The sequence below is a fragment of the Plantactinospora veratri genome, assembly GCF_036421995.1.
Lineage (GTDB): Bacteria > Actinomycetota > Actinomycetes > Mycobacteriales > Micromonosporaceae > Plantactinospora > Plantactinospora veratri.
Map to the genome: position 1 here is coordinate 206,157 of NZ_JAZGQL010000005.1, position 22,444 is coordinate 228,600.

General features: G+C 73.1%; 19 protein-coding genes. 5 read left to right on the top strand and 14 right to left on the bottom strand.

Annotation, left to right across the window (positions count from 1 at the left end):
• The first annotated feature begins 32 nt into the window (after window positions 1-32).
• On the top strand, window positions 33-1,049 hold the full coding sequence (locus V1634_RS07130) for an amino acid ABC transporter permease (RefSeq protein WP_331206941.1): 1,017 nt from the start codon (window positions 33-35) through the stop codon (window positions 1,047-1,049).
• Window positions 1,050-1,223: 174 nt separating this feature from the next.
• Here the strand turns inward: V1634_RS07130 and rny are convergent, their stop codons facing one another.
• From rny to V1634_RS07175, 9 genes are all read right to left on the bottom strand, one after another.
• The gene (gene rny / locus V1634_RS07135; RefSeq protein WP_331206942.1) at window positions 1,224-2,999 is read right to left on the bottom strand and encodes a ribonuclease Y; all 1,776 of its coding nucleotides are present in this window, start codon (window positions 2,997-2,999) and stop codon (window positions 1,224-1,226) included.
• A gap of 651 nt (window positions 3,000-3,650) precedes the next feature.
• Window positions 3,651-4,355 (bottom strand): 3-keto-5-aminohexanoate cleavage protein, encoded by a 705-nt coding sequence (locus V1634_RS07140; RefSeq protein ID WP_331206943.1) that lies wholly within the window; start codon window positions 4,353-4,355, stop codon window positions 3,651-3,653.
• A gap of 32 nt (window positions 4,356-4,387) precedes the next feature.
• The gene (locus V1634_RS07145) at window positions 4,388-5,128 is read right to left on the bottom strand and encodes a regulatory protein RecX (RefSeq protein WP_331206944.1); all 741 of its coding nucleotides are present in this window, start codon (window positions 5,126-5,128) and stop codon (window positions 4,388-4,390) included.
• A gap of 23 nt (window positions 5,129-5,151) precedes the next feature.
• On the bottom strand, window positions 5,152-6,201 hold the full coding sequence (gene recA / locus V1634_RS07150) for a recombinase RecA (RefSeq protein WP_331207353.1): 1,050 nt from the start codon (window positions 6,199-6,201) through the stop codon (window positions 5,152-5,154).
• Window positions 6,202-6,417: 216 nt separating this feature from the next.
• On the bottom strand, window positions 6,418-6,618 hold the full coding sequence (locus V1634_RS07155; protein ID WP_107258591.1) for a DUF3046 domain-containing protein: 201 nt from the start codon (window positions 6,616-6,618) through the stop codon (window positions 6,418-6,420).
• A gap of 41 nt (window positions 6,619-6,659) precedes the next feature.
• Window positions 6,660-7,982: an MFS transporter gene (locus V1634_RS07160; RefSeq protein WP_331206945.1), complete on the bottom strand. Its 1,323-nt coding sequence runs from the start codon at window positions 7,980-7,982 to the stop codon at window positions 6,660-6,662.
• A 169-nt stretch (window positions 7,983-8,151) separates the two neighbouring features.
• Window positions 8,152-9,294 (bottom strand): acyl-CoA dehydrogenase family protein, encoded by a 1,143-nt coding sequence (locus tag V1634_RS07165; protein ID WP_331206946.1) that lies wholly within the window; start codon window positions 9,292-9,294, stop codon window positions 8,152-8,154.
• A 5-nt stretch (window positions 9,295-9,299) separates the two neighbouring features.
• Window positions 9,300-11,243, bottom strand: coding sequence for a bifunctional sugar phosphate isomerase/epimerase/4-hydroxyphenylpyruvate dioxygenase family protein (locus V1634_RS07170; protein WP_331206947.1), 1,944 nt, complete (start codon window positions 11,241-11,243; stop codon window positions 9,300-9,302).
• A 56-nt stretch (window positions 11,244-11,299) separates the two neighbouring features.
• A complete protein-coding gene (locus tag V1634_RS07175) occupies window positions 11,300-12,040 on the bottom strand; it encodes a TetR/AcrR family transcriptional regulator (RefSeq protein WP_331206948.1) in 741 nt (246 codons plus the stop codon).
• 152 nt (window positions 12,041-12,192) lie between these two features.
• Here V1634_RS07175 and V1634_RS07180 point away from each other — a divergent pair, with 152 nt between their 5' ends.
• Window positions 12,193-13,062, top strand: coding sequence for a shikimate dehydrogenase (locus V1634_RS07180; RefSeq protein ID WP_331206949.1), 870 nt, complete (start codon window positions 12,193-12,195; stop codon window positions 13,060-13,062).
• 109 nt (window positions 13,063-13,171) lie between these two features.
• A complete protein-coding gene (locus V1634_RS07185; protein ID WP_331206950.1) occupies window positions 13,172-14,593 on the top strand; it encodes an Nramp family divalent metal transporter in 1,422 nt (473 codons plus the stop codon).
• 169 nt (window positions 14,594-14,762) lie between these two features.
• Here the strand turns inward: V1634_RS07185 and V1634_RS07190 are convergent, their stop codons facing one another.
• The gene (locus V1634_RS07190; protein WP_331206951.1) at window positions 14,763-15,461 is read right to left on the bottom strand and encodes a UdgX family uracil-DNA binding protein; all 699 of its coding nucleotides are present in this window, start codon (window positions 15,459-15,461) and stop codon (window positions 14,763-14,765) included.
• A 29-nt stretch (window positions 15,462-15,490) separates the two neighbouring features.
• Complete coding sequence (locus V1634_RS07195) at window positions 15,491-16,831, bottom strand: aminotransferase class I/II-fold pyridoxal phosphate-dependent enzyme (RefSeq protein ID WP_331206952.1); 1,341 nt, start codon at window positions 16,829-16,831, stop codon at window positions 15,491-15,493.
• Window positions 16,832-16,870: 39 nt separating this feature from the next.
• On the opposite strand from V1634_RS07195, the gene V1634_RS07200 reads away from it, so the two are divergent.
• Window positions 16,871-18,154: a bifunctional pyridoxamine 5'-phosphate oxidase family protein/GNAT family N-acetyltransferase gene (locus V1634_RS07200; RefSeq protein WP_331206953.1), complete on the top strand. Its 1,284-nt coding sequence runs from the start codon at window positions 16,871-16,873 to the stop codon at window positions 18,152-18,154.
• Window positions 18,151-18,819, top strand: coding sequence for a leucine efflux protein LeuE (gene leuE, locus V1634_RS07205; RefSeq protein ID WP_331206954.1), 669 nt, complete (start codon window positions 18,151-18,153; stop codon window positions 18,817-18,819). The genes V1634_RS07200 and leuE overlap by 4 nt, the downstream gene beginning before the upstream one ends.
• Window positions 18,820-18,874: 55 nt before the next feature.
• Here the strand turns inward: leuE and V1634_RS07210 are convergent, their stop codons facing one another.
• The 3 genes from V1634_RS07210 to V1634_RS07220 all read right to left on the bottom strand — a co-directional run bounded on the left by V1634_RS07210 (window position 18,875) and on the right by V1634_RS07220 (window position 22,428).
• Window positions 18,875-19,861: a sporulation protein gene (locus V1634_RS07210; protein WP_331206955.1), complete on the bottom strand. Its 987-nt coding sequence runs from the start codon at window positions 19,859-19,861 to the stop codon at window positions 18,875-18,877.
• A gap of 141 nt (window positions 19,862-20,002) precedes the next feature.
• Window positions 20,003-21,067, bottom strand: a complete 1,065-nt coding sequence (locus V1634_RS07215; RefSeq protein WP_331206956.1) for a hemolysin family protein — start codon at window positions 21,065-21,067, stop codon at window positions 20,003-20,005.
• Complete coding sequence (locus V1634_RS07220) at window positions 21,064-22,428, bottom strand: hemolysin family protein (protein WP_331206957.1); 1,365 nt, start codon at window positions 22,426-22,428, stop codon at window positions 21,064-21,066. The genes V1634_RS07215 and V1634_RS07220 overlap by 4 nt, the downstream gene beginning before the upstream one ends.
• Window positions 22,429-22,444 lie beyond the last annotated feature (16 nt).

Here is a 22,444-nt window from a genome sequence, read left to right on the forward strand (position 1 = left end):
ACCGGCGCGGGCGCGAACAGCGAGGGGGCGGCATGAGCCAGCAGCAGGCGGTGCTCTACGACGCCCCCGGGCCCCGGGCCCGCCGGATCACCCTGATCGTGAGCCTGCTCGCGGTCGTCGGCATCGCCCTCTTCGGCTACTTCCTCGTCTACCGGCCGCTCGACGAGAACGGCCAGTTCACGATGGAGAAGTGGGGTCCGCTGATCGACCCCAACAACGAGGTGTTCTCGCTGGTCTGGGCGCGGCTGCGGGACGGCTTCATCGCCACCCTGATCGCGGCCGGGCTGGCGATCGTCAGCTCGCTGATCTTCGGTACGGCGCTCGCCGTCCTCCGGGTGCAGCTCAAGACGCTCAAGCAGCGGCGGTTCGTCGGGCTGCCCGCCCCGGCCGCCTGGACGCTGCGCGGGCTCGGCTGGGTGCTCAACGCGGTCACCCGGTTCTGTGTGGAGATCTTCCGCGGCCTGCCGGTCGTGATCACCATCTTCTTCGTCGCCAGCGCCCTGCCCGACCTCGGCGTCGACCTCGGCGACATCCTCTGGTACCTGGTCATCGGCCTGACCATCTACAACGGCGTGGTCATCGCCGAGATCCTCCGCTCCGGCATGGAGGGCCTGCCCGGCGGCCAGCGGGAGGCGGCGAACGCCGTCGGGCTCAGCTCCTTCCAGACCACCCGGATGATCCTGTTGCCGCAGGCGTTCCGGATCATGCTGCCGGCCCTGATCAGCCAGCTCATCGTGGTCCTCAAGGACACCTCGCTCGGCTTCATCATCAGCTACGAGGAAGTGCTCCGGGTCAGCCGGTACATCATCGACAACCTGGCGAACCCGATCCAGGTGTACGTGGTGGTGGGCGCCATCTACATCCTGCTCAACTACCTGCTGTCGAAGCTCGCCGAGTACGCGCAGCGGCGGATGGGCCAGGCCCGCAAGACCCGTGGCCTGCCGACCCAGGCCGCACCGCCGTCGATCATGCCGCAGGCCGGGCAGCCCGGCACCGCCACGGCCGGGATCGGCGCCGGTGCGGGCACCGGAGCCGGCAACCCGGGATGAGCCTCGCTCCCCTCGGCCCAGCGGGCCAGGGGAGGTGGGCGGAGTGCGAAGCAGGTCGTAACAACATGGACGCCGGTCACGACCTCGGGTCGTGGCCGGCGTTTCCGTCTCCGCGGTACGGAGCGCAGGGATGTCCGGGTGGGCGGGCGGCTAGGGCTCCCGGCCGAGGGGACGTCAGCGGGCGATCTCGGTGACCCGGGACTCGCGTACCACGGTCACCCGGATCTGCCCCGGATAGGTCAGCTCCTCCTCGATCTGCTTCGCCACGTCCCGGGCCAGCACCGCCGCGCCGATCTCGTCGACGTCGTCCGGCTTGACCATCACCCGGATCTCCCGGCCCGCCTGCATCGCGAAGACCTTCTCCACGCCCGACTTGCCGGCGGCGATCTCCTCGATCCGCTCCAGCCGCTTGACGTACGCCTCCAGGCTCTCCCGGCGTGCTCCCGGCCGACCGCCCGAGCAGGCGTCGGAGGCCTGGGTCAGTACCGCCTCGATGGTCTGCGGCTGCACCTCGTTGTGATGCGCCTCGATCGCGTGTACGACCTCCTCGGTCTCGCCGTACTTGCGGGCCAGGTCGGCGCCGATCAGCGCGTGGCTCCCCTCCACCTCGTGGGTGAGCGCCTTGCCGATGTCGTGCAGGAATGCCGACCGTTTGATCAGTGGCACGTCGAGCCGCAGCTCGGCGGCCATGATCCCGGCGATGTGCGCGGTCTCGACCAGGTGCTTGAGCACGTTCTGCCCGTACGACGTCCGGTAGCGCAGCCGGCCCAGCAGGCTGACCATCTCCGGGTGGATCTCGGTGATCCCCACCTCGACCAGGGCGTCCTCGGCGGCCCGCTGGCAGAGCCGCTCCACCTCGTGCTTGGCGGTCTCGAAGACCTCCTCGATGCGGTGCGGGTGGATCCGGCCGTCGAGTACCAGCTTCTCCAGGGTGAGCCGGCCGATCTCCCGGCGTACCGGGTCGAAGCAGGAGAGCAGGACCGCTTCCGGGGTGTCGTCGATGATCAGGTTGACTCCGGTGACCGACTCGAAGGCCCGGATGTTGCGCCCCTCGCGACCGATGATCCGGCCCTTCATCTCGTCACCGGGCAGGTGCAGCACGCTGACCACGCTCTCCGCGGTCTGCTCGCTGGCCACCCGCTGGATCGCGTCGACCACGATGTGCCGGGCCCGCTGCTCGGCGGTGTTCCGGGCGTCGGCCTCGATGTCCCGGACCAGGATCGCCGCCTCCCGCTTCGCCTGGCCCTCGATCGCCTCGACCAGCTCGGCCCGGGCCGCGTCGGCGGTCAGCCCGGCGATCCGCTCCAGCTCCCGCTTCTGCCGCTCCTCCGCCTCGGCCAGCGCGGTCTCCCTGGCCACCAGCGCCGCCTTCCGGGCCGCCAGCTCGGCAGTCGCCGCGCTGAGTTGACGCTCCCGCTCGGCGAGCCGCTCCACCTCCTCGGTGTGCAGCCGCTCCCGCTCGTCCATCCGCTGGGCCCGGCGTTCCACCTCGGCCGCCTGCTCCCGGGTGGTGGAGGCGAGCAGCGAGATCTCCCGTTCGCCGCTGCGCCGGGCCGCCGCGCGTACCTGCTCGGCGTCCGCCTCGGCCTGCCGGTGCGCCCGGTCCAGTACCGTGTCGGCCTCGGCACGGGCGGCGTCCAGCACCCGCTGCGCCTCGGCGCGGGCGGCGCTCGCCTCGGCCTTCGCGGCGGCGGCGTCGGCCCGGGCCGCCGCGGCGGCCGACTTGGCCGTGTCGACGCTCGACGACGCCTCGTCGGCGGCGGTTCGCAACGCCGCCAGCGACTGCTCCTGGCGGTCCTTCTCGGCGACGAAGGCCGGATCGTCCGGCGTCGGCGTGGCGGCCACGGTCCCGATCCGGCGCAGCGCCCGGGTGCCCAGGCTGATCGCGACGAGCACCAGCGCGGCCAGCCCCACGATGGCGGCCAGCAGGACCCATTCGAGGCCGCTCATGCCGGCACTCCGCCGCACCGCGTGCCGGCGTGGGGCACGTCCGCACTGAACTGGCTGATTCGCTCGCGTGGCTCGCTCATGCCGGCACTCCGGCGTGACTGAACCCGCTACCGATCCTGGCCCGCTCGGTCATGGCCGCCTCCCCTGTGCCGTCAAGCGCCGGAAGAGCCACGCCCGTGGGTGGGGCGAGCCCTACGGCTGTCACGACGCCCGACCGAGGCGGCTGGCCGAGGGTACGGCCACCGGGCAGTGCCCCCCGGGGACACCGCCGACGACCGGGTGCTGGTGCTGCGCGGTCACCCGACCGGCCCGTCCGGTAACCGAATAATCTGGCCGATGAACTGGCCTGAAGTGATGCCGTACTGTTACGCGATCTATGTTGTGCGCTTAGCCTGCGATGGTCGGGAAAACTCGTCTAAGGCGAGGCTAGGTCGCGATGGGGCATTCGGTCAAGAAACTCATGATCCGGCCAGGCGCCTGACGTAGGGCGACGACACGCTCACGGGAAGCTGATTCCAGGGCGGGCATAAGGGGGCGAGTCCGGAATCCGACTCGACCAACGCTCACCACGACACGGGCCGGCAACCGGAACGGAAGCGCTCCCAGCTCGCCTCGCGGGCACCCGCCCAACGCCCGGAGAGCCTCGGCGACTCAGCCCGCGCCCAGCGTCACCGCCGCCGCCACCAACTCGGGGTTGCCGGGCGCGGGCGAGCCGTCCGGCAGCGTCCGGATGTCCTCCAGTCCGATCCGGGTGGCGAGCCCGCGCCGGACCGCGTCGACGAGTACCGCCCAGCTCGCCGGTCCTTCGCCGTGCAGGAGTATCGGTGGACCGCCGGCCGGGAGCGCGGCGAGCATCGCGGCGGCATCGGCCAGCGCCTCGGCCGGATCCGGCCGCAGGCACTCGACGAGGACCCGTACGCAGGGCACCCGCCATCGCTGGTAGGCCGTCACCGCCTCGACCGTCCAGAGGCCGGCCTCGACCCCGACACCACGCTCGTGCAGCGCACCGGCCAGCAGCTCGGCACCCGGCTCGTGCGCGTTGACCGAGGCGAAGTCGGGCAGCACCGTCCAGCCGCGTACCGCCGCCAGCCGGGCGGCCGGGTCGGGCTCGATCCAGGCACCGGTGCTTACCCCGACCGGCAGACCGGGGCAGGCCCGGCGGATCGCGGTGACCGCCGCCGCGATGTCGGGCGCGGCCAGCGACTCCCGCCCGTCCCGGTCCCGGGGGTGTACGTGCACCGCGACGGCACCGGCGCGCCGGCACCGGGCCGCGTCGGCGGCCAGCTCGGCGGGCTCGACCGGCACGGCGGGGTGCTCGTCGCGGCGCACCCCGCCGTTGAGACAGGCCTTCAGCACGTCGGCGGCTCCGGAGTCCAGCTCGGAGGGCCCTAGAGGGCGTCGCGATCGGGTTCGGCGCCGGCTTCGGCCAGCGCGTCCGCGTCGATCTGGTCGGCGAACTCGGCCGCCTCGGCATCCCGCTCGGCCAGCGCGTCCTTGACCGCCCGGATCGCCACCCCGGGCGGGTAGCCCTTGCGGGCCAGCATCCCGACCAGCCGCCGGAAGACCGCCTCGGGAGAGCCGGTGGCGGTTCGGAGCTTGCGGTCGACCAGTTGCCGGGCGGTCTCGGCCTCGGTCGACTCGTCGAGCTCGCCGAGCGCCTCGGTGGCGATGTCGGCGTCCACGCCCCGCTGGCGCAGCTCGTTGGCGAGGGCGCGCCGGGCCAGGCCCCGGCCCTGGTGACGGCTGCTCACCCAGGCCCGGGCGAAGGCGGCGTCGTCGATGATGCCGACCTCGTCGTAGCGGTCGAGAACCTGGGCGGCCACCTCTGCGGAGATGCCCCGCCGGGCGAGTGCGGTGGCCAGCTCGGCCCGGGTGCGCGGGCGCACGGCGAGCTGGCGCAGGCAGATCTCCCGAGCCTGCTCCGCCTCGTCGCGCGGCGCACTCGGCGTCGCCGACCCGTCGTCCGGATCCGCGTCGCCCGGTCCGCCCGCCGTCGGCCACCGCCCGGACGGGGTGGCCGAACCACCGGACCGGCCCCGGCGCGCCCGGCCGGTGCCACTGCCGCCCGTACGGGCCGACGGGGCGGCATCCCACCCCCGGCCCGTACGGGCACCACGTCGTCCTGCCACGTCTATGTGGACCCGGTCGACCGTCAGAAGTCCACCGGCGGAAGCTCCGGCCCGCCGGCCGCATCCGTCCCGGCCGCCATCCCGACACCGAGCTTCTCGAGGATCTTCTTCTCGATCTCGGCCGCGACGTCCGGGTTCTCCCGGAGGAACTCCCGGGCCTTCTCCTTGCCCTGGCCGAGCTGGTCACCGTCGTAGGTGTACCAGGCGCCGGACTTGCGGATGATCGACTGCTCCACGCCGACGTCGATCAGCGAGCCCTCCCGGGAGATGCCCTTGCCGTACATGATGTCGAACTCGGCCTGCTTGAACGGCGCCGCGACCTTGTTCTTCACCACCTTGACCCGGGTCCGGTTGCCGACCACGTCGGTGCCGTCCTTGAGGCTCTCGATCCGGCGCACGTCGAGCCGGACCGAGGCGTAGAACTTCAGCGCCCGGCCACCGGTGGTCGTCTCGGGCGAGCCGAACATCACACCGATCTTCTCGCGGAGCTGGTTGATGAAGATCGCCGTGGTGCCGGTGTTGCTGAGCACACCAGTGATCTTCCGCAGCGCCTGGCTCATCAGCCGGGCCTGGAGACCGACGTGGCTGTCGCCCATCTCACCCTCGATCTCGGCGCGGGGCACCAGCGCGGCGACCGAGTCGATCACGATGATGTCGAGCGCGCCGGACCGGATCAGCATGTCGGCGATCTCCAGCGCCTGCTCACCGGTGTCGGGCTGGGAGACCAGCATCGCGTCGGTGTCCACGCCCAGCGCCTTCGCGTACTCCGGGTCGAGGGCGTGCTCCGCGTCGATGAACGCGGCGATGCCGCCGGCCTTCTGCGCGTTGGCCACCGCGTGCAGCGCGACGGTCGTCTTACCGCTGCTCTCCGGGCCGTAGATCTCGACGACCCGGCCGCGCGGCAGGCCGCCCACGCCGAGCGCCACGTCGAGCGCGATGGAACTGGTCGGAATCACAGCGGTCTGGATGACCGGCCGCTCCCCCAGCCGCATCACCGAGCCCTTGCCGAACTGCTTGTCGATCTGAGCGAGAGCAAGGTCGAGTGCCTTCTCCCGGTCAGGTCCTGCCGCCATCGTCGCCACCCCTGCCTTCGCCGGCATCTTCGCTGAGCTTTTCGTCACGCGCACACGCTAGGCGCTCGGTCCGACAGAAAACAGCCGGCTGGCCGCGACCTGTGGACGGGTGCCCTGCTGTGGACAATAGCCGAACAGGTGTACGACTCGGCACACGACACGCCAAACTACCGTAAGTGCCTAATCGATCACTTTGAGACGCGTGTCGATCGACGGTCAGCGTAGCCGAGCCGGCACCCGGTCCGGGTACGCCGCGCAGACCGCCCGCCACACCACCACGGTCTCCTCGCCGGCCTCCAGCGCCTGCCGGATGGTCCGGCCGCCCAACTGCGGCAACACCTGGTCGGCGGCGATGCTGCCGGCGTACGCCGGACCGAACGTCTGCTCCAGCCGCGCCCAGAAGTCTGTCAGCCGCACCGAACCAATCCCCTTCCGCGACGGGCGTCCCGCCCGGTCTCTCAGGTCCCGGCCCGCACCCGCGGCGGCGCCGTCCGCAACGCTAGCGCCAGCAGCGGCACCACGGCGACCGCCGCCAGCAGGTTGAGCACGGGATAGCCGGCAACCTGGATGACAAACCCGCTCAGCGCCCCGGCGAGCGCCCCGGCCAGCCCCATGGTCAGGTCGGAGAGCCCCTGCACCGCAGGGCGCACCGACGCCGGCACCGACTCCGACAGCAGGGTCGAGCCGGCCACCATCGTGCCGGACCAGCCGAGCCCGAGCAGGGTGAGCCCGATCGAGATCCGGACGGTGTCGTGCCCGGCGGTCCCGGCGACCGCGCAGGCGGCGAGGAGCAGGCCGAGCCCGCCGAGGATCACCGCCCGCCGGCCGACCCGGTCGGTGAGCCAGCCGACCAGCGGGGAGAGCGCGAACATCCCGGCGATGTGCAGGCTGAGCACGATGCCGACCACCCGCAGCAGGTGGGCGTCGGAGTGCCACTCGCCGAGGCGTACCGGGGTCATCACCATCACCCCGACCATCACCAGGTGTCCCATCGCGACGGCGGAGATGCCGAGCCGGGCCGCCGGCAGGTCGCGGACCACCCGGAAGGCGCCGCGCAGGCCGTCGTCCCGCCCCGGCCGGGCAGCGGGGATGCCGGCCACCGGCGCGGCGTCGGCGGCCGCGAGCCGGCGCGCGGTCACCAGCGGATCGGGCCGGAGGAACACCAGGAGTACGCCGGCAGCCAGCACGAACGCGAGCACGCTGAAGACGAACGGGCCGGCCAGCACCGGTACCCCGGTCCAGGTCAGCGCCCGGTCGGCCGGCGCGGCGAGGTTCGGCGCGGCCACCGCACCGATGGTGGTGGCCCAGACGGCGATCGACAGGTGCCGGCCCCGGCGGGCCGGCTCGGCCAGGTCCACGGCGGCGTACCGGGCCTGGAGCCCGGCGGTCGTCCCGCCGCCGAAGAGGAGCGCGCCGACGAAGAGCAGCGGTACCCAGTCCGCGACCGCCGACACGATGATCAGGACGCCGCCCACCGCGCCGACCAGGTACGCGGTGATCAGCCCCGGCCGCCGGCCACCGGTACGCATGATCCGGCTCACCGGTACGGCGAGCAGCGCGCCGCCGACCACCGAGGCGCTCTGCACGAGGCCGGAGATGGCGGTGCCGCCGAGCCGGGCGGCGAGCAGCACGCCGACGGTCATCCCGATGGTCATCCCGGTGCCGCCGATGATCTGGGTGAGACAGAGCAGCAGCAACGTGCGCCGCTGGAGCCGGGTGACGTCGACCGGCGCCGCGCCGGCCGGGCGGCCCTCGACTCCGGTGGTCAGTTCCGCCGTCATGGCAGCCGCTCCCGTCCCCGTTCGGACCCGCCGCCTCCGGCGGGGAGGCCCGCGCCGGGCACCGCAAGGAGCGGTGGGCCGGGGCCATCCTTACCCGCGGATCGAAGCACGCCTCCCGGCCCGGTACAACCCCGATTCGCCGACGGCGTAGCCGCGAGCCGCCGGCCGGTCAGAGCCCCAGGTCGCGGCCGATGATCTCCTTCATGATCTCGGTGGTGCCGCCGTAGATGGTCTGCACCCGGCCGTCCAGCCAGGCCCGGGCGACCGGGTACTCCAGCATGTAGCCGTAGCCGCCGTGCAGCTGGACACAGCGGTCGGCGACCCGGTTCTGCAACTCGGTGGTCCACCACTTGACCTTCGCCGCGTCCACCGCGGAGAGCCGGCCCGCGTTGAACTCGGCGACACAGTGGTTGAGGAAGGTACGGGCGATCGTGACCTCGGTGTCCAGCTCGGCGAGGAGGAAGCGGTTGTGCTGGAAGGCGCCGATCGGCCTGCCGAACGCCTGGCGGGACCGGGCGTGCTCGAGGGTGACCGCGAGCAGCCGCTCGGCGGCGGCGACCGCCGCGACCGCGATGCCGAGCCGTTCCCGGGGCAGGTTCGCCATCAGGTGGTAGAAGCCCTGGTTCTCCGTACCGAGCAGGTTCGCCGCCGGCACCCGGCACTCGTCGAAGAAGAGTTCGGCGGTGTCGTTGGCCTTCAGCCCGACCTTGGCCAGCCGGCGTCCCCGGGTGAACCCGGGCGTGCCGCGCTCGACCACCAGCAGGCTCACCCCGTGCGCACCCCGCTCCGGCGTGGTCTTCGCCACCACCACGACCAGGTCGGCCAGCTCGCCGTTGGTGATGAACGTCTTCTGTCCGGTCAGGACGTAGTCGTCGCCGTCCCGGGTGGCGGTGGTGCGGATCCCGGCCAGGTCGGAACCGGCGCCCGGCTCACTCATCGCGATCGCGGTGACGACGTCGCCCGCGCAGAAGCCGGGCAGCCAGCGCGCCCGCTGCTCGTCGGTGGCCAGCTCGCTCAGGTACGGCGCGACCACGTCGTTGTGCAGCCCGAACCCGAGCCCGGAACAGCCGCTGGCGACGATCTCCTCGACGAGTACGGCGTTGAACCGGAAGTCGCGCTGGCCGCCGCCGCCGTACTCCTCGGGGACGTCCGTCCCGAGCAGCCCGGCGGCACCGGCCCGGCGCCAGACCTCCCGGTCGACGATGCCGTCCGCCTCCCACCGGTCGTGGTGCGGGACCGCCTCACGGGCCAGGAACGCCCGGCACAGTTCGCGGAACTCGTCGTGCACGGGCTCGTAGAGGTGCTGCTCCATGCCGGTCAGTCTGCCCCGGCGACCGGGACGGGCACATCCCCGGCCGGCGCTGCGACCTCGGTGAGTCGCTGGTGCCGGTGCGCCGCCATCCGCACCGGCGCGTTGGCGTCGCCGAAGCCGTCGTAACCGCCCCGGCGTTGCAGCACCTCGAAGAAGATCCGGCCGCCGTAGACCGGGGTGTAGAGGTGCAGCAGCTCGCCGCCGTGCGGGTCGCGGTCGTAGAGGACGCCGTACCGGCGTAGCCGCTGCGCGGTCTCCTCGTCGAGGCCGAACCGGGCGACCAGGTCGGCGTAGTAGTTGTCGGAGATCCGCAGCGTGGCGGCGCCGAGCCGGTCGAGGGCGGCGGCGGTGCCGAAGATGTCGTCGGTGCCGAAGGCGACGTGCTGCGGATCGGCCACCGACGGCGCCCAGTCACCGCGCCGGAGCACGGCGACGGTGAGGGCGAGCCGGACCGCGCGCCCCGGGTCGGCGAAACCCCGGGACCGCATCAGCCCGAACGGTGCGGCGTACTCCTCGGTGCCGAGCCGGGTGAGCCCGAGCACCGAGCGGTAGAAGAGGCCCGCCTCGTCGAAGTGGTCGAAGGGCTGGGTCAGCCCGAGGTGGTCGGTGGCGACGAGTCCGACGCCCTCGGCGACCTCGTTCCCGGTCGGCAGGAAGTCGGCCCGCCAGCCGTCGTCGGGTTCGGCGAGGAAGACCGAGGTGCCGTCCGGGGCGGCGACCGCGGCCAACTCCGCCTCAGCCGGGCCGCGGCGCCGCGGCAGTACCGGCGCGTGCAGCGCCACGGCCCGGTCGACGCCGCGGTGCGGATCCGCGGTGGTCAACGCGAACGCGCTGATCGCGGCGGTGCCGGACGCCTGTGGGCGGGTCACCGCGCTGTTCAGCACCACCCGGCAGTCGCCCTGTTCCCAGAGCTGGACCGGCTTGGAGCGGTGCTGCCCGGTGTGCGTGAAGCCGAGCCCCCGGAGCACGTCCTGGAGGAGCGGGCCGGACCGGCCATCGACGGCGAATTCGGTGAAGGCGTGCCCGGTCAGCCCGGGCGCCACCGGCAGCCGCCGGGGCTGCCGGTCCGATCGCCCGGTCGGGTGCAGGCCGTCCTCCAGGTAGACCAGGGAGCGCATCGCGTCGACGGCGGTACGGGCCGGGTCGGACTGCCGGAAGACGTCGTTGAAGACCTCCAGGGAGAGCGGCCCGGCGTACCCGGCGGAGAGCACGAGCCGGACGAAGCCCGCCAGGTCGAAGGCGCCCTGCCCCGGGAAGAGCCGGTGGTGCCGGCTCCACTGCAACACGTCCATCCGCAGGTGCGGCGCGTCGGCCAGTTGCAGGAAGAAGATCTTGCCCGGGGTGATCTCGGCGATGCCGGCCGGGTCGACCTCCCGGGACAGCACGTGGAACGAGTCCAGGCAGACGCCGAGCGCCGGATGGTCCGCCCGGTCGACGATCCGCCAGGCGTGGTCCCAGGTGGAGACGTGCCGCCCCCAGGCCAGGGCCTCGTAGGCGATGCGGATCCCCCGGGCGGCGGCCCGGTCGGCCAGCAACCGGAGCTGCTCGGCGGCCAGCCCGTCGTCGTCGACCGCCGCCGGTGCCACCGACGAGCAGACCAGCAGGATGTCGGCACCGAGGTCGGCCATCACGTCGAACTTGCGCTCGGCCCGGGTCAGGTTGGCCCGCAGCAGGTCGGCCGGCACCGCCTCGAAGTCCCGGAACGGCTGGTACAGCTCGATGGTGAGCCCCAGGTCGGCGCAGCGGGCGCGTACCTCGGCCGGCGGCCACGCCGAGACCACCAGGTCGTTCTCGAAGAGCTCGATGCCGTCGAAGCCGGCCGCCGCGGCGGCGGCGATCTTGTCTTCGAGAGTGCCGGAGAGGCAGACGGTCGCCACGGCCCGGCGCAGGGTACGGGCTGGGCCGGTGCCGGCCGGCGGAGTCGGGGCGGAACGGCGGCTGCTGGTCATTGCGCACCTCTCCCGGGGTGTGCGGTCGGCGGCGACGACGCTCGCAGGACGCGCGGTCAGCGGCGGCGGAGGTAGCCGGTGACCATCTCGGCGAGCATGGTCCGGTAGTGCTGGCGGCTGGGGGCGGCGAGGAGGTCCCGGTCGAACAGCGCGGCGAAGGTGTGCCGGTTGGCGACCCGGAAGAAACAGAAGGCGCTGATCATCATGTGTACGTCGAGAGCGTCCACGTCGGAGCGGAACGTCCCGGCCCGCTGGCCGCGCTCCAGTACGCCGCGCAGCAGGTCGACCGCGGAGCTGTTCAGGTCGACCAGCCGGGCGACGTGGGTCATGTGCTCGGCCTGCTGGGCGTTCTCCACTCCGACCAGCTTGATGAAGGCCGGATGCGCCTCGTGGTGGTCGAAGGTGACCTCGGCGAGCCGCCGGATCGCGGCCACCGGCTCCAGGTGGTCGACGTCGACGCTCCGCTCGGCAGCCCGGATCTCGCCGTACGCGCGCTCCAGGACGGCGAGATAGAGCTGCTCCTTGCCGCCGAAGTAGTAGTAGATCATTCGTTTGGTGGTGCGGGTCCGGGCCGCGATCTCGTCGACCCGGGCGCCGCTGTAGCCCCGGTTGGCGAACTCGTCGGTGGCGACGTCGATGATGTCGGCCCGGGTGCGTTCCGCGTCCCGGCGCCGCTCGACGGCCGGGGTCGCATCCCGCCGAGCCGCAGGAGCAGCGGTCGCAGCCCGGTCGGGCCCCGCCTCGGCGGCCGGTGCCGCCCGCAGAGTCATCGCCTCGTCCCTCCGGATGTCCGCCATCGGACCAGTGTGCCGTGCCCCCGGTGCGCCCTTGACAGGCCCGGCACCGAGGCGGATAACTAACGTACCAGTTCGTACATTAGCTGACGCCGGACCCCGGCCGACGGCACCCGCCGGTCCCGGGACCGCGCTCGGACCAGGACGGGAGCACCATGCGGACCTGCCGCTACGGGTTGGTCGGAGCGGGCATCGACGCGTCGCTGTCGCCGGCACTGCACGAGGCCGAGGGCCGGCACCACGGCCTCGACCTGTCGTACTCGCTACTCGACGTCGACCGGCCGGAGACCCCGGCCGGGCTGCGCCGGCTGCTGGACGACGCCGAGGCGGCCGGGTTCGCCGGCCTGAACATCACCCATCCGTTCAAGCAACAGGTGATCGAGTTGCTGGACCGGCTCGCCCCGCCGGCCGACGACATCGGCGCGGTCAACACGGTCGTCTTCCGGGACGGGCGGCGGATCGGCCACAACACCGACGCCCACGGGTTCACCGAGTCGTTCCGGCTCGGGTTGCCGGGTGCCGCCACCGGCCGGGTCGTGCAGCTCGGGGCCGGCGGTGCCGGCGCCGCCTGCGCGTACGCCCAGTTGGCGGCCGGGGTCGAGCAGCTCACCGTGGTCGACCCCGACCCGGACCGGCGCGGTCTGCTCGCGGAGACCCTCAGCCTGCGGTTCGACACCGAGCGGATCGCGGTGGCCGGCCCGGCGGACCTGCCGGCCGCCGTCGGCGCCGCCGACGGGCTGGTCAACACCAGCCCGGTCGGCATGCGGGCGCATCCGGGAATACCGCTGCCGGTCGAACTGCTGCACCCCGGCCTGTGGGTGCTGGACGTCATCTACATGCCGGTAGAGACCGAACTGCTCGCCGCCGCCCGGGCGGCCGGCCTGCGGGCGGTGGGCGGTACCGGAATGTGCGTCTTCCAGGCCGCCGCCGCGTTCGAACTGTTCACCGGCCGGACCCCGGACACCGGCCGGATGCTGCGCCACCTCGACCTGCTGCTCGCCGGGCGGGCCCGGCCCGCCGCCTGAACCGGTGCCGCGCGGTCACCCCCGCGCGGCGTCCCCGCACCACCGGCCGTCCCACCGGGACGGTCCCCTCCCCCACACCCCCACCCCCACACCACCCCCGGAGTACTCGATGAGCCGACAGGCGACCACCCCCGACAGCGCCGCACCCCCCGACGACCCGGTCACCCGCGAACTGCCCGAACCGATGCCCCTACGCCGGATGGTCGGCCCCGGCGTGGTGGCGGTCGGCATCGGGATGGCCGCCGGGGAACTCATCCTCTGGCCGTACCTCACCGCGCTCGGCGGGCTCGGCCTGCTCTGGCTGGCGATCGCCACCCTCGCCGTCCAGTACGTCATCAACATGGAGATCGAGCGGTACACGCTGGCCAGCGGGCAGACCGTCGTCGCCGGGTTCTCCCGCTGGTGGAAGGGCTGGGGCATCCTCATCTGCCTCGCCGGAGCCTTCCAGTACGTCTGGCCCGGCTGGGCCACCAGCGGCTCCGCCGTCTTCACCTACCTGGTCGGTGGCGGGGACACGGTCTGGATCACCGTCGGCGTGCTGGTCGCCATCGGCGTACTGCTCTCGGTCTCCAAGGTGGTCTACCGGACCGTCGAGCGGGTCGAGATGGTCAAGGTCGCCCTCACGCTCTTCTTCCTGGCCGTGGTGGTGGTCTTCGTGATCTCGCTGAGTACCTGGGGCGAGGGCGCGAAGGAGACGGTCGTCGGCTTCGGACAGATCCCGGCCGGGATCACCTTCACCATGCTGCTCAGCGCGATCGGTGCCGCCGGAGCCGGTGGGGTGCACAACCTGGTGCTGAGCAACTGGATCCGCGACAAGCGGTACGGGATGGGCGCGCACGTACCGCGGCTGCTCTCGCCGATCACCGGCCGGGAAGAGGCCGCCGGCTCGGACCGGTACGCCTTCCCGCAGGACGAGGGAAGTCTGGCCCGCTGGGCGACCTGGTGGAGGCGGGCCAACATCGAGCACTTCTGCACCTTCGCGCTGGTCTGCTTCGTGACCATCACGATCATGTGCCTACTCGCCTACGAGACCCTCTTCGGCCGGGACGACCTGACGAACGACCCGTCGTTCCTGCGGATCGAGGGCGAGGTGCTGGCCGCCGAGGTCGGCACCTGGCTCAAGCTGCTGTTCTTCGCGATCGCCGTGGTCTCGCTCTGGGCCGCCGCGATGGGGCTGCTGGACGTGATCGGCCGGGTGGCCAGCGACTTCCTCCGGCGCAACTACCTCACCACCTCCACCCGGTGGACCGAGGCCCGGCTCTATCTGGCGGTGGTCTGGGCCGAGATCGTGCTCGGCTCGATCATCCTGCTCGCCGGCTTCAGCCAACCGCTCGGGCTGCTGATCGTCTCCACCTGCGCGGCCTCGGTGGTCACCCTGCTCTACTCGATCCTGCTGGTCCGGCTCAACATCCGGGACCTGCCGACGGCGATCCGGCTGCGCGGCTGGCGGCTCGGCGGCATGCTGGTGGCGATCGGCTTCTACGGCTTCTTCGCCGTCGCGATGGTGGTCACCCAACTCCAGCGGCTCTGACGCGTCCCGGTGGTGGGGGGGGGGGGGGGGGGGGGGGGGGGGGGGGGGGGGGGCCCCCCCCCCGGCGGGGGGGGGGGGGGGGGGGGGGGGGGCGGCCCGGCGGGGGCCCCCCACCACCCGGTCACGTACGCGGGGTCGAGGTGCTGGACGGGGTCGTCGGACTCAGGACTCAGCCGAGCGCCCCGGCCACCACCAACAGGTCGTCGACCAGTCCGGCGTACGCGGCGTCCCGGTCGTCGGCGCGGAGCACCGCGGAGGGGTGGATGGTGGCAACCAGCCGGGTCGGCGCGACCGTCTCCCGCTCACCGGTCGGCCCGACCGGCACCTTGGCGAAGTCCTGCGGTCGCTGCGCCGACTCCGGCCAGGGCAGGAGTACGCCCCGGGACTGGGTGACCCGGAACGAGGGGCCGAGCAGCGCCTTGGCCGCCGTCGCGCCGAGCACGACCACCACCTCGGGGTGCAGCCGGGCGAACTCGGCGACCAGCCAGGGCCGGCAGGCGACGATGTGCACCCGGTCCGGGGTCTTGTGCAGCCGGCGCTTGCCGCGCATCTCGAACCGGAAGTGCTTGACCGCGTTGGTGATGTAGAGCTGCGCCGGGTCGATGCCGGCCTCGTCCACGGCCCGCCGCAGCAGATGCCCGGCCGGCCCGACGAACGGCAGTCCCTTCTGGTCCTCCATGTCGCCGGGCTGCTCGCCGACGAAGACCACCCGGGCCCGCTCGTCACCCCGGCCGAAGACCGTCTGGGTGGCGTCCCGGTACAGCTCGCAGCCCCGGCAACCGCCGGCCGCGTCGCGCAGCTCGGCCAGGCTGCCGGCATCGGGCGGGATGAACTCCTGCGCTCCGGGTGCGGTCTCCGTCTCAGACATAGCGAATGTTCTACCCCGTGTCCCCGGGGTCACGCACTCAGGGTGGCCGGCGTGGCGGGGGCGGCGGCCCGGACCAGGGCGTCGGCCAGCGGCGCGATGTCGACCCCGGCGAGCGGGCTGACCGTGATCCGGATCCCCGGCCCGCTGGCCAACCGGAACAGCGAGCCGGGCGCCACCACGTAGCCGGCGTCGCGGAGCACCGCGACCGCCCGGGTCTCGTCGGGTACCGGGAGCCAGACGTTGATCCCGGTGCGGCCGTACCCGGTCAACCCGCGTTCGGCGAGGGCGGCACGCAGCGCGGCGACCCGCTCGGCGTAGCTGGCCCGGGCCAGTGCGACCCGCTCGGCGACCGCCGGATCCCGCCACAGCGCGAGGGTGAGCCGTTGCAGCAGCGTGGAGACCCAGCCGGAGCCGACCCCCAGCCGGCCCGCCACCCGGGCCACGGTCACCTCGTCCCCCGCGAGCACGGCGAGCCGCAGGTCCGGCCCGTACGGCTTGCTGGCCGAGCGGACGAAGGCCCAGCTCCGGGTGGCGCCGGCCAGGGTGTGCAGCGGTTCGACGGAGAGTTCGGCGGCGTGGTCGTCCTCGATCAGCAGTACGTCGGGGTGGTCGGCCAGCACCGCCCGCAGCGCCGCCGCCCGGTCGGCGGTGACCACCGCCCCGGTCGGGTTCTGTGCCCGGCTGGTCACCAGCACCGCCCGCGCTCCGGCGGCCAGCGCGGCGCGCAGCCCGGCCGGGGTGGGGCCGGCGTCGTCGACCGGCATCGGCACCGCCCGCATCCCGAGCGTGGCGACCAGGTCGATGGTGTTGGCCCAGCCGGGATCCTCGACCGCGACCGCGTCACCCGCGCTCAGGTTGCCGACCAGCAGCCGTTCGATGCCGTCCGACGCGCCGCCGGTGACCGTCACCGCCTCCGTCGGCACCCCGTCGGCGGCCAGCCGCTGCCGGGCCGCGTCGACGAGTTCCGGGAGCACGCCGCCGTCCCGGTAGTTGACCGCCGCGGCGGCGGACTCGGCGAGTGCGGCCAGGTGCGGGCCGATCGGCGGGAGCAGCCCGGGGTCGGGTTCGCCGACCGAGAGGTCGAGCGCGCCGGGCGGCGCGGGCAGCCGCAGCGCGGCGCGGCGGCCGGTGACCGGCGGCTTCGGGCGGATCCGGGTGCCGTTGCGACCGGCGGTCTCCACCACCCCGCGCTGGCGCAGTGCCTGGTACGCCTTGGCGACCGTCGCCGGGCTGACCCCGAGCCGCTGGGCGAGGGCCCGGACGGCGGGCAGCGCGGCTCCGGCCGGCAGGTCCCCGGTCCGGACCCCCGTCTCCACGCTGGCCGATATCTCGGCTGCCGTCGTACCGGCGATCTGATAATGTGCTGTCACAGTTTTGAAATTGTACTATAACAAAAGGGCGGACGCCAGATGGCCGATCAGACGCATCCGAACGGCACAGCCGAGACCTACCGGCAGACCGGACGGACCACCGCCACCCGCGACCGGTCGAGGATGAGCTACCGGCGCGACGCCGCACACGAGCTGCTCGACGAGGCGTACCACTGCCACCTCGGGTTCACCGTGGACGGTGAGCCCCGGATCCTGCCCACCCTGCACGTCCGGCTCGGCGACACGCTCTACCTGCACGGCTCCACCGGCAGCCGGCCGCTGCTCGCCGCCCGCTCCGACGCCGGGCTGCCGGTCTGCGTCGCGGTGACCCAACTGGACGGGCTGGTCTACGGCCGCTCCCAGTTCCACCACAGCGCCAACTACCGCTCGCTGGTCGCACACGGCACCGCCCGCCTGGTCACCGACGAGACCGAGAAGCGGACGGCACTGACCGCGCTGGTCGAGAAGGTCGGGTCGGGCCGCAGCGCCGACAGCCGGCCGCCGAGCCGCCGGGAACTGGCCGAGACCGCCCTGCTGGCCCTCCCGCTGGCGGAGGTCTCGGTGCGCAACCGCACCGGCGGCGTACGCGACGAGCCCGACGACTACGACCTGCCGCACTGGGCCGGCGTGCTGCCGCTGCGTACCGTCGCCGGGCGGCCCGAGCCGGACGCCGGGGTGACCGCCCCGCTGCCGGCGTACCTGCGCCCGGACCGCTCCCGCTGGCACACCCCGGCGCCGATGGCCGGCGCGCACGTCCAGCTCGTCCCGCTGGCCGAGGCGCACGTCGACGCCCTCTTCGCGGCGACCCGCGACCCGGAGGTCTGGACCAGTCTGGGCGTGGCCCAGCCGCACGACCCGGCCGGGATGGCCGAGATCGTCCGGACCTCCCTGGACGCGCACTGGCGGGCCGAGCGGGTGCCGTGGGCTCAGCTCGACGCGACCACCGGGGAGGTGATCGGCACCACCTCCTACTACGAGATCGACCCCGAGCACCGCCGCGTCGCGATCGGCCACACCTGGCTCGGCCGCCGCTGGTGGCGTACCGGCGTGAACACCGAGGCGAAGCTGCTGCTGCTGAGCCGGGCCTTCGACGAACTCGGCGCGGAGCGGGTGGTCTGGCACACCGACATCCGCAACGAGCGGTCGCAGCGCGCCATCGAACGGCTCGGCGCCACCCGGGAGGCGGTACTCCGGCGGCACCGGATCCGGCCGGACGGCTCGTGGCGGGACACCGTGCAGTACGTGATGCTCGCCGACGAGTGGCCGAAAGCACAGGTCAGGCTCCGGGAAAGCCTTCAGCGGGGCGCCCCGGCGGGGCGATGATGACCGGCGTGCTGGGGATCACCGACATCTGGACCTACGTGCTGGGCACGGTCGCCATCATCCTGCTGCCCGGACCGAACTCGCTCTACGTGCTCACCACCGCCGCGAAGACCGGGGTACGCGCCGGCTACCGGGCCGCCGCCGGGGTCTTCCTCGGCGACGCGGTGCTGATGGTCCTCTCGGCCGCCGGGGTGGCGTCGCTGCTCAAGGCGTACCCGCCGATCTTCATGGTGATCAAGTACGGCGGCGCCGCCTACCTGGGCTACGTCGGACTGACGATGCTGCGCGGCGCGTGGCGGCGCTGGCGTACCCGCAACGACCCTGCGGTGGCGCCGCTGGTCGACACCCGGCCGGCGGCGGCCGACCGGCCGTTCCGGCGGGCGGCCGTGATCAGCCTGCTGAACCCGAAGGCGATCCTCTTCTTCATCTCGTTCTTCATCCAGTTCGTCGACCCGGCCTACCCCTACCCGGCGCTGTCGTTCCTGCTGCTCGGCGCGATCGCCCAGGTCACCAGCGCGCTCTACCTGACCATGCTGATCTTCACCGGCACCTTCCTCGCGGCACAGTTCCGCCGCCGCCGTCGGCTGGCCGCCGGGATGACCACCGGGATCGGCGCGCTCTTCCTCGGCTTCGGCATCAAACTCGCCACCGCCACCGCCGGCTGAGGTGAAAGGAAGGGCCCCCGCTACAACAGAAAACGATAAGAGGGGGCCCTTCCTTTCAGGTGCCGCTGCCGCCGCCTCCGCCGCCGGCTCCGCCGGAGCCGCCGCCGATCCCGCCCTCACCGCCGCCGATCGGCCGCAGCCCCCGGTCCGGATCGTGGCCGGCGGCCGGCGCGGCACCCCGGGGCTCCTCGCCCGCCGGCTGACTGTCCGGGGTGTCAGTGCCGGACGGGCCGGGGTGCGACCGGTCGGGGTCGGTCGGGCGGGGCGACGGCGACGGACCGCGTTCGGTACGCACCTGGTAGCCGGCGGCGGTCGCCGAGTGCCGCCGTACGGCGTACCGGAGCCAACTGTCCACCACGGTGATCCAGTCGAGTTCCGCCGCACCCTGGTGCGCCACCCGGAACCGGCTGAAGCTCAGGTGCCCGGCACCGGCCAGCGCCACCCGGCGGTCCAGTGCGAAGAGCACCTCCACCCGGTACGGGTCGGTGAAGAAGGAGACCTCCAACTCGCTGAACGGGCCACCGTACAGTGGGGCCGCCCAGTACGCGATCTTCTGGTGGAACGGCAGCTTCTGTTCGATCCCCGGCAGCCGTTCGGCGAGCAGTCCGACCTGTCGCAACTGGAAGCCCAGCTCGGCCAGGGCGGAGAGCACACCGGCCTGGGCGGGGAGCGGGTGCACGTACACCGGGCGCAGGTCGCCCCGGTCGAGCAGCGCGCTGACCGCGACCTCGGCCCGCAGTCCCATCCGCAGGTTGAGTAGGCAGTGCCCGCCGATCACCGTCACCGGCGTCTCCCAGGGCACCGGCACGCCGAAGTCGAGGACCCGGCGCTCCCCCGCGGCCAGCACGAACGTCCCGGCGGCGGCCACCCGGTGGAACTCCACCGGCTGGTACTCCACCTCGCCGCCGGCCGGCTCGACCCGGGTGGCCAGGCCGAGCGTCACGCCGTCGACCGTCACCGGCGACCGGCCGGCGGTGACGGTGACCCGGCCGGGCAGCGTCAGGCCGGGCCGGGTACTCGGATTGGCCAGCGTGGTCCGCACGGTCAGACCCGAACCCGGCGGGAGTATCCCGAAGCCCACCGTCGCCCCCTCCCGTGACCGGCCCCGGCCGGGCCCCCACCCGGCCGCGCCCGCCACCCCGGCCGCCCCCGGAACGGCTGCCGGGGACGGCGCGGCGGACGGTCAGCGCAGCCGGCGGCCCCGCGGGATCGGGTCGGTCTCGTCGTCGAACTCCCCGATGACCTCTTCCAGCAGGTCCTCCAGCGCCACGAAACCGACCGGCCGACCGGCACCGGCACCGTTGCTGACCAGTGCCAACTGCGCCTGCTCGGCCCGCATCGCGGCCACCGCCTCGGTGACCGTCGCGGTCGCCTCCAGGGTGAACGGGCTCGTCATCAGCTCCCGGGCCGTCGCGGGCCGTCCGGCGGTGGTGGCCCGGACCGCCTCCCGGACATGCACCAGCCCGGCCACCTCGCCCGGCGCCTCGAAGACCGCCAGCCGGGACCGGCCGCTGGACCGGCACACCTCCTCGATCCGCTCGGCGGAGTCGTCGGGGCGTACCGAGACGATCGTCTCGACCGGCTCCATCACCTGGGCGACGGTGGTGCCCTGGAGTTCGAGCATGCTGGTCAGCATCTCGTGCTGGTCGGCGGCGAGCAGGCCGTGCTCCCGGGACTGCTGCAACAGCATCCGCAGTTCCTCCGGCCCGTGCGCCACCGCCAACTGCTCTTCCGGGCGTACCCGGACCAGCCGCAGCGTCACGTTGGCGAGCCCGTTCAGTGCGAAGAGCACCGGCCGGGCCACCCGGGCGAACGCCCGGAACGGCAGCGCGAGCAGCAGGGCGGAGCGTTCCGGGTCGGTGATCGCCCACGATTTCGGGGCCATCTCGCCGACCACCAGGTGCAGGAAGGTGACCAGGGCGAGCGCGAAGACCAGCGCGATCACGTGGCTTGCCGTGTCGGGCAGGCCGACCGCGTGCAGCAGGGGACTGAGCAGGTGCTCGATCGCCGGTTCGGCGAGCGCACCCAGCCCCAGGGTGCAGACGGTGATGCCGAACTGCGCGCCGGCCAGCATCAGGGTCAGCTCGCGTACCCCGTCCAGCGCCGCCCGGGCGGCCCGGCCACCGGAGGCGGCGGCCTGCTCCAGGCGGTAGCGCTTCGACGCCAGCAGGGCGAACTCGGCGGCCACGAAGAAGGCGTTCAGCGCGAGCAGCAACAGGGAGACCAGCAACGCCCATGTCGCACTCACGATGCGCGCTCCGCCCCGCTCTGCGGCACCAGCACCCGGAGCCGGACCGAGTCGGCGACGTGCCGGTCGACCGCCAGCACCTCGACGTGGGCCCGGGGCCGCATCGCCTCCTGTTCGGATTCCCCCTCGGCGGAGAGCCTGATCTCCAGCCGGTCACCGACCTCGGGGATCCGGCCCAGCTCCCGCATCACCAGACCGGAGAGGGTGTCGTATTCGGGTGCCTCGGGCAGGGTGATCCCGGTGCTGTCGGCGACCTCGTCGATCCGCCAGCGGGCCGGCACCACCCAGGAGCCGTCGGCCTGCCGGACCGGGGCCCGCTCGGGCGGGTCGTCCTCGTCCCGGATCGGCCCGACCAGCTCCTCGGCGATGTCCTCCAGGGTGATCACCCCGGCGAAGCCGCCGTACTCGTCCACCACGCAGGCGAGCTGGCGGTGCCCGGCCCGGAGCCGGTCCAGCACCGTCGGCAGCGGCAGCGTCGCCGGCACCAGCAACGGGGGTACGGCGACCGCCTCGATCGGAGTACTGGCCCGCTTGGCCGGCGGCACCCCGAGTACGTCGGCGATGCCGACCACCCCGACGACGTCGTCCACGCCCTCGGCGCCACGGACCGGGAAGCGGGAGTGCCCGGTGTCGAGCAGCTCGACCAGCCGGCTGAGCGGTTCGTCGGGCCGTACGGTGTAGACGTCGACCCGGGGCACCATCGCCTCGGCGGCGGTGAGCTGCCGGAAGTCGAGTCCCCGGTCGAGCAGGGTGGACATCTCGGCGTCGAGGTGTCCCTCCTCGCGCGACTCGGCGATGATCTGTTCCAGGTCCTCCGGCGTCGCCCCGCTCGGCAGTTCCTCCACCGGTTCGATGCCGACCCGGCGCAGCAGCCGGGTGGCGGCGGCGTCGAAGAGCCGGATCACCGGCCCGGCGACGGCCAGGTAGATCAGCGTGGACCGGCTCAGTGCCCGGGCCAGCCCCTCGGCCCGGACGATGGCGAGGTTCTTCGGGGCGAGTTCGCCGAAGACCATCTGGATGACGGTGGCGATCACCAGGGAGAGCGCGACCGCGACCGGGGTGCTGACGGCGGCGGAGACGCCCGCCACGCCGAACAGCTCGGCCAGGCCGTCGCCGAGGTACGGCTCGGCGACGTAACCGACGAGCAGGGCGGTGACGGTGATCCCGAGCTGGGCTCCGGAGAGCATGAAGGAGAGCCGTCCGGTGACCGTGAGGGCGCGTTGCGCGGCGACGTCACCGTCCTCGGCGAGTTGGCGCAGTTTGCCCCGGTCTACGGCGACGTAACCGAATTCCTGGGCGACGAAGTACCCCGTCGCCGCGGTGAGCAGGATGATCAGGAGGAGACCGATCGCGATCAACACAGGGTGCTCAGCGCTC

Bases quoted from the DNA above. Each gene is read 5' to 3' on its own strand.
- V1634_RS07160 (WP_331206945.1), bottom strand. From the start codon at position 7,982: ATGACGGCGGAACTGACCACCGGAGTCGAGGGCCGCCCGGCCGGCGCG.
- V1634_RS07165 (WP_331206946.1), bottom strand. From the start codon at position 9,294: ATGGAGCAGCACCTCTACGAGCCCGTGCACGACGAGTTCCGCGAACTG.
- V1634_RS07130 (WP_331206941.1), top strand. From the start codon at position 33: ATGAGCCAGCAGCAGGCGGTGCTCTACGACGCCCCCGGGCCCCGGGCC.
- V1634_RS07200 (WP_331206953.1), top strand. From the start codon at position 16,871: ATGGCCGATCAGACGCATCCGAACGGCACAGCCGAGACCTACCGGCAG.
- leuE (WP_331206954.1), top strand. From the start codon at position 18,151: ATGATGACCGGCGTGCTGGGGATCACCGACATCTGGACCTACGTGCTG.
- V1634_RS07180 (WP_331206949.1), top strand. From the start codon at position 12,193: ATGCGGACCTGCCGCTACGGGTTGGTCGGAGCGGGCATCGACGCGTCG.
- V1634_RS07170 (WP_331206947.1), bottom strand. From the start codon at position 11,243: ATGACCAGCAGCCGCCGTTCCGCCCCGACTCCGCCGGCCGGCACCGGC.
- V1634_RS07175 (WP_331206948.1), bottom strand. From the start codon at position 12,040: ATGGCGGACATCCGGAGGGACGAGGCGATGACTCTGCGGGCGGCACCG.
- recA (WP_331207353.1), bottom strand. From the start codon at position 6,201: ATGGCGGCAGGACCTGACCGGGAGAAGGCACTCGACCTTGCTCTCGCT.
- rny (WP_331206942.1), bottom strand. From the start codon at position 2,999: ATGAGCGGCCTCGAATGGGTCCTGCTGGCCGCCATCGTGGGGCTGGCC.
- V1634_RS07185 (WP_331206950.1), top strand. From the start codon at position 13,172: ATGAGCCGACAGGCGACCACCCCCGACAGCGCCGCACCCCCCGACGAC.
- V1634_RS07190 (WP_331206951.1), bottom strand. From the start codon at position 15,461: ATGTCTGAGACGGAGACCGCACCCGGAGCGCAGGAGTTCATCCCGCCC.